Here is an 8402-nt window from a genome sequence, read left to right as displayed (position 1 = left end):
GGGTTTTGTTTTCCTGCGACCGGGGGGGCCCCGCGCCGGGGGCGGGGCCCCCCCCCCCGTGGACGGCCCGTCAGCCCAGGACGGCGATCTCCGCCGTGTGGCTCGCCTGGCGCCAGGCGAGGGCCGAGCCGAGCGCCTTCGGGACCGGGCCGGCCGCCGGGTACAGCTTCTCGATCCGGCCGCGGTGCTCCCGACGCTGCTTGGGATCCAGCACCGTGCGCAGCCGCCCCGCGGCGACCAGGGCCACCAGCGCCGCGTCGGCCGGGTCCACCCGGCTGAGCGGGCCCTTCAGCGCGGCGGTGACGGAGGCCGCCAGCGCCGCGCGCACCTCGGGCCCGTCCAGGGTGACCCGGGTGACCGGGAACACCCCGGCCGCCCGGCCCTGCTGGAGGCCGATCCAGCCCGCCTCCGCCAGGCCCTCCCGGATCCGCCGGGCCGGCTGGTCGCGCCCGACGCTGGGGGCGCGGCCGATCCACCAGCTCCAGCTGTGCGGCCGCTTCTCCTGGATCCGGCCCAGCAGGTGGGCGCTGTACGGGTCGAGGCCGGCCGAGGCGGCGGAGTCCCGGACCCTCGCGACGGCCGTCCGGCCCTCCTCGCGCACCAGTCCGCGGCGCAGCAGTTCGGTCAGCGCCGCCGCCTGCAGCACCAGGTGGAGGGTGGACTGCCGGGTGATCCGCCCGCGCCGCGGGTCGTAGGCGAGCAGGTACAGCTTCTCGGGCAGGTTGACGGGGAGGTCGGCGGGCGGCTTGCTGGGCAGTTTGGCGAGCAGGTCCATCTCGTTCTCCGGTCGTTCGGTCGGTGCCCGGCCCGCCGCGGTCAGTCCGCCGCGGAACCACCGCTCTGCGGACTCTCCGGGTTCTCCGGGCGGCTCTCCGGGTTCTCCTCGGGCGGGCTCTCCTTGGGCGGGCTCTCCTTGGGCGGGCGTCCGCGCCGGGGGAGCCGGGCCGCGCCGCCGGGCATCCGGCCGGCGTCGGTGAGGGCGCGGCGGAGCAGGAACTCGATCTGGGCGTTGGTGCTGCGCAGTTCGTCCCCGGCCCACCGGGCCAGCGCGTCGTGAACTGAAGGGTCCAGTCGCAACAGGAGCTTCTTCCGTTCCGTCGCCAAGGCCTCGCCTTACTGGTAGAGGGAGCCCGTGTTCACGACGGGCTGGGTGCCGCGGTCGCCGCAGAGCACCACCAGGAGGTTGCTCACCATGGCGGCCTTGCGCTCCTCGTCCAGCTCCACGACATCGCGTTCGGCGAGCCGGTCCAGCGCCTCCTCGACCATACCGACGGCGCCCTCGACGATCAGCCTGCGCGCCGCCACCACGGCCCCGGCCTGCTGGCGCTGGAGCATCACCTGGGCGACCTCCGGAGCGTACGCGAGCCTGGTGATCCGGGACTCGATGACCCGCACTCCGGCCGCGGCGACCCTGGCGGCGATCTCGGCGGAGAGCTTGCGGGCGATCTCGTCCGCGCCGTCGCGCAGCGACAACTGGCCCTCGTGGTGGGCGTCGTACGGGTAGCTGGTGGCGATGTGCCGTACGGCCGTCTCGGTCTGGATGGCGACGAAGTCGGCGTAGTCGTCCACCTCGAAGACCGCCATCGCGGTGTCCTCGACCTGCCAGACCACCACGGCGGCCATCTCGATCGGGTTGCCGTCCGCGTCGTTGACCTTGGTGGTCTCCGTCTCGTGGTTGCGGATCCGGGTGGATATCCGGCGCCGGCTGGTGAAGGGGTTCAGCCAGGTCATGCCCTCGGCGCGGACGGTGCCCCGGTAGCGCCCGAGCAGCTGGACCACCCGGGCCTGTCCGGGCGAGACCACCGTCAGCCCGCACATCAGCACCACCGAGCCGAGCAGCAGCACCGGCCCGAGGACCATCAGCCCGATGCCCAACCCCTTTCCGCCGCCGGAGAGTTGGACCGCGCCGGCGACGAACGAGCCGACTCCGGCGAGCAGGCCGAGCAGCGTGCCGCCGAGGACCGGCAGGCCGGCCGCCCCGGTGATGGCCCGTTCGGTGATCTTGGGGACCGGGAGGTCCAGGACGGCACCGTCCTCGACGGCGAAAGGCGGGGTGGTCATGGGGCGACTCCTTCGGCGAGCATCCGCATCCGATGGCAAAGTGATATCACTTTTTGAGCGTGCGGCGCCAGGGTCCGGTGACGGGAAGAAAGGAGCGAACGGCCGCGGAGAAGGCGGCGGAGAGCCGTCGGGGACGGTCGGGGCCGATGCCCACGGGCGGGTGAATTCCGGCGCGCCACACGGGGAAGGAGGGTGGCCGCGGCCTAGACTCTGCGACGTCGCATGCGGTGGAAAGGCGGCGGGGCCCCGGCTCGGCGGCCCGCCCGCGAAGGGTCATCACGACACTCGTCGCACATCGAGAAGGTGGGGCGGGTGGGACTCGAACCCACGACCAAGGGATTATGAGTCCCCTGCTCTAACCGGCTGAGCTACCGCCCCGGTTCGCCGCGCGCGCCGGTCGTCGACACGGCAGCAGCAGACGGCCCCAGCGAGGCCGTCCCGGGCAGCATAGCCGGTCGATCACCCGTGATGCTCGCCGGGGGCGCACCTGGGTGCGCGACGGTGCGCCCCTCCCGGGCGGCGCAGCCCGGGTGGCGGCGGGGCACCCGTCCGGGGCAGCCTGGGCGGATGACGACACGTGGGACGGGGGCGGCGGCCGCGGCGCTCGCACTGGTGCTGGCCGCGGCGGGCTGCACCACCGCGGCGCGGCCGGGCGGAAGCTCCCCGACCGTCACCTCCGCACCACCCAGCGCCGCCACCTCCGCCGCCGTCAACAGCCACGGCTGGAACCGGCAGCGGTTCAAGGGCGCGTCCGGCCGGCACACCGGCGTCACCCGCACCGCCAAGCCCACCGTGCTCAACGGCCTGGTCGGCGCGGTGTTCACCCGCAACGCCACCGGCGACCACTTCTGCACCGCCAGCGTGGTCGACAGCGCCGGGCTCAACCTCGTCGTCACCGCCGCCCACTGCGTCTGGGACCCGAAGCTCGGCCGGCGCGGCGACCTGGTCTTCGTCCCCGGCTACCGCGACGGCGACACCCCCAGCGGCGTCTGGCCGCTGCTGGCCGTCACCGTGGACGACGCCTGGAACGACCACGCCGACCCGGACATGGACGTCGCCTTCGCGGTCGTCCAGGCCCAGAACGGGCAGCAGGTCCAGCAGGTGCTCGGCGCCAACCGACTGGGCGTCAACCGCGGCTACCGGCTCCCGGTGAAGATCACCGGCTACCCGAGCAGCAGCGGCGTCCCGATCACCTGCTCCAACACCACCCTCCAGCAGAGCCCCACCCAGCTGCGGATCGACTGCCCCGACTACACCGGCGGCACCAGCGGCAGCCCCTGGGTCACCGACTTCGACCCGAGCACCAGGACCGGCACCGTGGTCGGCGTGATCGGCGGCTACCAGGAGGGCGGCAACAGCCCGGACACCTCGTACAGCAGCTACTTCGGCGACCGCGTCCAGGCGCTGTACGACCGCGCCACCGGCTGACCGGGCGGCGGGCGGGACCCCGGCGGTGGCGCCGCCGGGCCCGGCCTGGTAGATCTTCCTCACGAACGGCGGAACGCACGGCCCCGGTGCCCGCCCCGAGGACGAGACGGAGCCCCGATGGCCTCCCGCCCGGCGCGGCCCGCGCACACGGCACGAACGGTCGCGCTGGCCGCCCTGCTGCTGGCCGCCGGCACCGCCTGCGGCGGGCAGGACGCGGCGCCCCGCGCCGAGGTCGCGCAGCGGAGCCCCGCCCGGGACCGGATCGGCACCCTCTCCATCCACACCGCGCAGGGACCGCGGGCCTGCACCGCGAGCGTGGTGCACAGCCCCCGGGGCAACCTGCTGGTCACCGCGGCGCACTGCGTGCAGACCCGCCGGATCGGCCTGCTGGACGGCCTGGTGTTCACCCCCGGCTACCGCAACGGGTCCACCCCGTACGGGACTTGGCCGGTGCAGGCGATCACCGTCGACCCGCGCTGGGCGGCCGGCGACGACCCCGAGTACGACGTGGCCTTCGTCACGGTGGGCCCGGTCGACGGCCGGCAGGTCGAGGAGGCGGTCGGCGGCAACCCGGTCGGCACCGGCCAGGGCTTCGGGCTGTCCGTCTCGGTCACCGGCTACCCGAACGAGAGCGACGAGCCGATCACCTGCGCCGTCCGCACCAGCTCGCAGAGCGCCACCCAGGAGCGCTTCGACTGCGGCGGCTACACCGACGGCACCAGCGGCAGCCCGTGGGTCACCTCGAACGGCGCGGTGGTCGGCGTGATCGGCGGCTACCAGGAGGGCGGGGAGACCCCCGGCACCTCGTACAGCGTCACCTTCGACCAGCGGGTCGCCGAGCTCTACCGGAAGGCGACCGCCTGACCCGGGAACCGTCCCCGGCGCCGGGGGCGGTGTCGCGCACGTCACGCCGCGGAGCCGGACGGGGACAACACGAAGGCCCCCCGGTCGACCGAGGGGCCTTCGCTCTGAGCAGTCACCGGGCAGGCCCGGTGCAGCTCCCGCAATTGGACTCGAACCAATAACCTGCCGATTAACAGTCGGCTGCTCTGCCAATTGAGCTATGCGGGATCGCGGTACCCAACTTCCGTACCACGGACGGGAACAGGACCCCTGAGGGCCTTCTCCCGAGCTCCCCCAATTGGACTCGAACCAATAACCTGCCGATTAACAGTCGGCTGCTCTGCCAATTGAGCTATGGGGGATCGGCTCCCGCCTCGGCCCCCGGTCTCCCGGGCTCCTCGGCGCTCGCTGCGGGACATACATTAGCGCACTCGGGGGGGTGGTCCGCCAATCGCTTTCCCGGATCGCCCCCGGATCGCCGCCCGGCGTGCCCCGCGCGCGCCCGGCGACGGGGCCGGGGATGCTGGGGCGCGGACGGTTCGCCGTCCCGACGTACGGGTAGGGCAATGCGGCAGAGGCCGCCAGGAGAGGGTGGATCCGACCATGTGGAAGCTGTCGTTGGCCGTGGGTTTCGCGGCCGGCTACGTCCTGGGCTCGCGAGCCGGGCGCCAGCGCTACGAACAGATCGCCAAGGTCACCCGGGAGATCGCCCGGAACCCCACGGTCCAGAACGCGACCGACCGGGCCCGGCAGCAGGCCGGTGCGGTGGCCGGGAAGGCGGCCGACGCGGTCGCCGGCCGGGTCGGCGACCGGCTGCCGAACGCCGTCACCGACCGGGTGCCGTACTTCAACCGCACCAGGGCGGAGGACGACGGCTGGGGGACCTTCCGGCCGTGAGCGCCGGGCCCGGCCCGACCGCCTCACCCGGGGCGGTGGGGCCGGGTACCCGCCGTCCGTGACGGGACGGTGACAGCTGGGCGAAGCGGACCCCGACCCGGGGTCGCGAACCCGCAACAGGCCGCCCGGCCCGGACGCGTCCGGGGCCGGGCTGAGGCATGATCTCGGCATGGCCATCGTCGCGGGGATAGACAGCTCGACCAACCGCACCAGGATCGTCGCGTGCGACGCCGACACCGGCGCCGTCCTGCGCTCCGGCAAGGCGCCGCACCCCGTCCCCGAGGACCAGGACCTGCGCCCGGGCGAGGCCGACCCCCAGGTCTGGCTGCACTCGCTCGGCGACGCCGCGACCGGCGGCCTGCTGGAGAGCGTCCGGGCGATCGGGGTCAGCGCCCAGCAGCACGGGATGATCGGCCTCGACGCGGGCGGGGTGCTGGTCCGCCCGGCGATCCTCTGGAACGACCCGCGCTCCAGCGGCGCCGCCGCCAAACTGCTGGACGCCCTCGGCGGCCCGGCCGCCTGGACGGCCGCGATCGGCTCCGTGCCGGCCCCCACGTACACCGTCGCCAAGCTGCGCTGGCTGGCCGAGTTCGAGCCCGCCAACGCCCGCCGGGTCGCCGAGGTGCTGCTGCCGCACGACTGGCTGGTCTGGCAGCTGCTCGGCCACCCCAAGCGCCGCACCACCGACCGCGGCGACGCCTCCGGCACCGGCTACTGGTCGCCGATCACCGGCGAGTACCGGCAGGACCTGGTGGAGCTGGCGCTCGGCCACGAGCTCAGACTGCCCGACGTCCTGCCCCCGGCCGAGCCCGCCGGGCACACCCCCGAGGGCCTGCTGATCTCGGCCGGCACCGGGGACAACATGGCCGCCGCGCTGGGCCTGGGCCTCGGCCCGGGCGACGCGGTGGTCTCGCTCGGCAGCGCCGGGACGATCTTCGCGGTGCACGAGGAGGCCGTGGTCGACGCGTCCGGCCTGGTCTCCTCCTTCGCCGACGCCAGCGGCCGGCACCTGCCGATGGTCGCCACCCTCAACGCCGCCCAGGTGCTCCGCTCCACGGCCGCCCTGCTCGGCCGGGACCTGGAGGGCCTGAGCGACCTCGCCCTGCACTCCTCCCCCGGCGCCTACGGCCTGGTGCTGCTGCCGTACCTGGACGGCGAGCGCACCCCCGCGCTGCCGCACGCGGCCGGCACCCTGACCGGCCTGCGGGCCGAGGCGATGACCCCTCAGCACCTGGCCCGGGCCGCCGTCGAGGGCATGCTCTGCAACATCGCCGACGCCCTCGACGTGCTGCGCGCCCGGGGCGTCCCGGTGAAGCGGGTGTTCCTGCTCGGCACGGCCGGGCGGCTGCCCGCCGTCCGGCACATCGCCCCGATGCTGTTCGGCGTCCCGGTCGTGGTGCCGCCGCCCGGCGCGCACGCCGCCCGCGGGGCCGCCCGGCAGGCCGCCTGGGCGCTGGCCGGCACCCCGCAGCCCCCGGAGTGGGAGCTGCCGGACGCCGAGACCGTCGAGCCCGACGGGGAGCAGGACCTGGCGATCGGCTCGGCGGTGCGTCAGCAGTACCGGGCCGCCCGCGACCAGGTCCACCCGGAGGCGGCGGCCTGACCCCGGAGCGGGGGCGGCGGACCGCGCGGATGCGTCGCCCGGCACCCGGTGGCAGCGTGGGACGGGACACGGCCACCGACCCGAAGGACGGCAGGACGCCATGGCGCTGCACAAGGGGGCCGGCGGCGACCGCCGGCTGAGCATCGGCCCGTACCCGACCATCGCCGACCCGCTGGGCGCGATGAAGCTGGCCCCGCCGCTGCACCGGCTCGGCGAGGTCCCGGTCGCGGCCGAGACCGCGTACCAGCTGATCCACGACGAGCTGATGCTGGACGGCAACGCCAAGCTCAACCTGGCGACCTTCGTCACCACCTCGATGGAGGCCCAGGCCACCCGGCTGATGACCGAGTGCCTCGACAAGAACATGATCGACAAGGACGAGTACCCGCAGACCGCCGAACTGGAGCGGCGCTGCGTGGCGATCCTCGCCGACCTCTGGCACGCCCCCGACCCGGACACCGCCGTCGGCTGCTCCACCACCGGCTCCAGCGAGGCCTGCATGCTGGCCGGCATGGCGCTCAAGCGCCGCTGGATGCACCGCAACGCCGACCGCTACGCCGCCGGGGCCCGGCCCAACCTGGTGATGGGCGTCAACGTGCAGGTGTGCTGGGAGAAGTTCTGCAACTTCTGGGAGATCGAGGCGCGCACCGCGCCGATGGAGGGCACCCGCTTCCACCTGGACGCCGAGCGGGCGGTCGCCCTGTGCGACGAGGACACCATCGGGGTGGTCGGCGTGCTCGGCTCCACCTTCGACGGCTCGTACGAGCCGGTCGCGGAGATCTGCGCGGCCCTGGACGCCTACCAGGAGCGCACCGGCACCGACGTCCCGGTGCACGTGGACGGCGCCTCCGGCGCCATGGTGGCGCCCTTCCTCGACCCGGAGCTGCTCTGGGACTTCCGGCTGCCCCGGGTGGCCTCGATCAACACCTCCGGCCACAAGTACGGCCTGGTGTACCCCGGCGTGGGCTGGGCGCTCTGGCGCGACCGGGCGGCGCTGCCGGAGGAGCTGGTCTTCCGGGTCAACTACCTGGGCGGCGAGATGCCGACCTTCGCCCTCAACTTCTCCCGGCCCGGCGCCGAGGTGGTGGCCCAGTACTACGTCTTCCTGCGGCTCGGCCGGGAGGGCTTCCGGGCCGTCCAGGGCGCCTGCCGCGAGGTCGCCACCTACCTGGCCGGGCGGATCGGGAAGCTGGACGGCTTCCGGCTGCTGACCCGGGGCGACCAGGTCCCGGTGTTCGCCCTCACCACCGAGGGGGACGTCCCGTTCGACGTGTTCGACGTCTCACGGCGGCTGCGCGAACGCGGCTGGCAGGTCCCCGCGTACACCTTCCCGGCGAACCGGGAGGACCTGTCGGTGCTCCGGGTGGTCTGCCGCAACGGCTTCTCCCGGGACCTCGCCGACCTGCTGCTGGCCGACCTCGACCGGCTGCTGCCGGAGCTGCGGCGCCAGCCCGTCCCGCTCCGGGAGCTCGGGGTGCCGCCCCGGCCGGGCTTCCACCACTGACCCCGTTCGCGCGGCCGGGCGTGCATCCGGCCGGTCGTACGACCGGGAGAACGTCACGGCGGGGAG

The 8402-nt window shown here is 74.4% G+C and carries 8 protein-coding genes and 3 tRNA genes; 5 read left to right on the top strand and 6 right to left on the bottom strand.

Annotated features, from left to right (window positions below; genetic code table 11):
* Positions 1 to 70: 70 nt before the first annotated feature.
* From ACFRQN_RS38350 to ACFRQN_RS38335, 4 genes are all read right to left on the bottom strand, one after another.
* Positions 71 to 775: a GPP34 family phosphoprotein gene (locus tag ACFRQN_RS38350; RefSeq protein WP_074000759.1), complete on the bottom strand. Its 705-nt coding sequence runs from the start codon at positions 773 to 775 to the stop codon at positions 71 to 73.
* Positions 776 to 816: 41 nt separating this feature from the next.
* The gene (locus ACFRQN_RS38345) at positions 817 to 1104 is read right to left on the bottom strand and encodes a hypothetical protein (RefSeq protein WP_074000758.1); all 288 of its coding nucleotides are present in this window, start codon (positions 1102 to 1104) and stop codon (positions 817 to 819) included.
* A 9-nt stretch (positions 1105 to 1113) separates the two neighbouring features.
* A complete protein-coding gene (locus ACFRQN_RS38340) occupies positions 1114 to 2061 on the bottom strand; it encodes an SPFH domain-containing protein (RefSeq protein ID WP_074000757.1) in 948 nt (315 codons plus the stop codon).
* A gap of 304 nt (positions 2062 to 2365) precedes the next feature.
* Positions 2366 to 2439 (bottom strand) — tRNA-Ile (locus ACFRQN_RS38335).
* A 189-nt stretch (positions 2440 to 2628) separates the two neighbouring features.
* Between ACFRQN_RS38335 and ACFRQN_RS38330 the strand changes: the two genes are divergently transcribed.
* Both ACFRQN_RS38330 and ACFRQN_RS38325 read left to right on the top strand, forming a co-directional pair.
* Positions 2629 to 3489 (top strand): serine protease, encoded by an 861-nt coding sequence (locus tag ACFRQN_RS38330; RefSeq protein ID WP_074000756.1) that lies wholly within the window; start codon positions 2629 to 2631, stop codon positions 3487 to 3489.
* Between the two features lie 117 nt (positions 3490 to 3606).
* On the top strand, positions 3607 to 4353 hold the full coding sequence (locus ACFRQN_RS38325) for a serine protease (protein ID WP_053111986.1): 747 nt from the start codon (positions 3607 to 3609) through the stop codon (positions 4351 to 4353).
* Between the two features lie 134 nt (positions 4354 to 4487).
* Here the strand turns inward: ACFRQN_RS38325 and ACFRQN_RS38320 are convergent.
* Together ACFRQN_RS38320 and ACFRQN_RS38315 are read right to left on the bottom strand one after the other, a co-directional pair.
* Positions 4488 to 4560 (bottom strand) — tRNA-Asn (locus tag ACFRQN_RS38320).
* A gap of 61 nt (positions 4561 to 4621) precedes the next feature.
* Positions 4622 to 4694, bottom strand: a tRNA-Asn gene (locus ACFRQN_RS38315).
* A 229-nt stretch (positions 4695 to 4923) separates the two neighbouring features.
* Here ACFRQN_RS38315 and ACFRQN_RS38310 point away from each other — a divergent pair.
* The 3 genes from ACFRQN_RS38310 (at position 4924) to ACFRQN_RS38300 (ending at position 8336) form a co-directional block, all read left to right on the top strand.
* Positions 4924 to 5229 (top strand): hypothetical protein, encoded by a 306-nt coding sequence (locus ACFRQN_RS38310; protein ID WP_310593127.1) that lies wholly within the window; start codon positions 4924 to 4926, stop codon positions 5227 to 5229.
* Positions 5230 to 5398: 169 nt separating this feature from the next.
* Positions 5399 to 6832, top strand: a complete 1434-nt coding sequence (locus ACFRQN_RS38305; protein ID WP_380745223.1) for an FGGY family carbohydrate kinase — start codon at positions 5399 to 5401, stop codon at positions 6830 to 6832.
* A 100-nt stretch (positions 6833 to 6932) separates the two neighbouring features.
* On the top strand, positions 6933 to 8336 hold the full coding sequence (locus ACFRQN_RS38300; RefSeq protein ID WP_380745221.1) for a glutamate decarboxylase: 1404 nt from the start codon (positions 6933 to 6935) through the stop codon (positions 8334 to 8336).
* The last annotated feature ends 66 nt before the right edge of the window (positions 8337 to 8402 follow it).

Source organism: Kitasatospora sp. NPDC056800, assembly GCF_042789775.1.
GTDB lineage: Bacteria > Actinomycetota > Actinomycetes > Streptomycetales > Streptomycetaceae > Kitasatospora.
Note: the sequence above shows the minus strand (reverse complement) of the source record. Positions and strands in the feature narration are given on the sequence as shown.

Bases quoted from the DNA above. Each gene is read 5' to 3' on its own strand.
- ACFRQN_RS38305 (WP_380745223.1), top strand. From the start codon at position 5,399: ATGGCCATCGTCGCGGGGATAGACAGCTCGACCAACCGCACCAGGATC.
- ACFRQN_RS38350 (WP_074000759.1), bottom strand. From the start codon at position 775: ATGGACCTGCTCGCCAAACTGCCCAGCAAGCCGCCCGCCGACCTCCCC.
- ACFRQN_RS38325 (WP_053111986.1), top strand. From the start codon at position 3,607: ATGGCCTCCCGCCCGGCGCGGCCCGCGCACACGGCACGAACGGTCGCG.
- ACFRQN_RS38300 (WP_380745221.1), top strand. From the start codon at position 6,933: ATGGCGCTGCACAAGGGGGCCGGCGGCGACCGCCGGCTGAGCATCGGC.
- ACFRQN_RS38330 (WP_074000756.1), top strand. From the start codon at position 2,629: ATGACGACACGTGGGACGGGGGCGGCGGCCGCGGCGCTCGCACTGGTG.
- ACFRQN_RS38340 (WP_074000757.1), bottom strand. From the start codon at position 2,061: ATGACCACCCCGCCTTTCGCCGTCGAGGACGGTGCCGTCCTGGACCTC.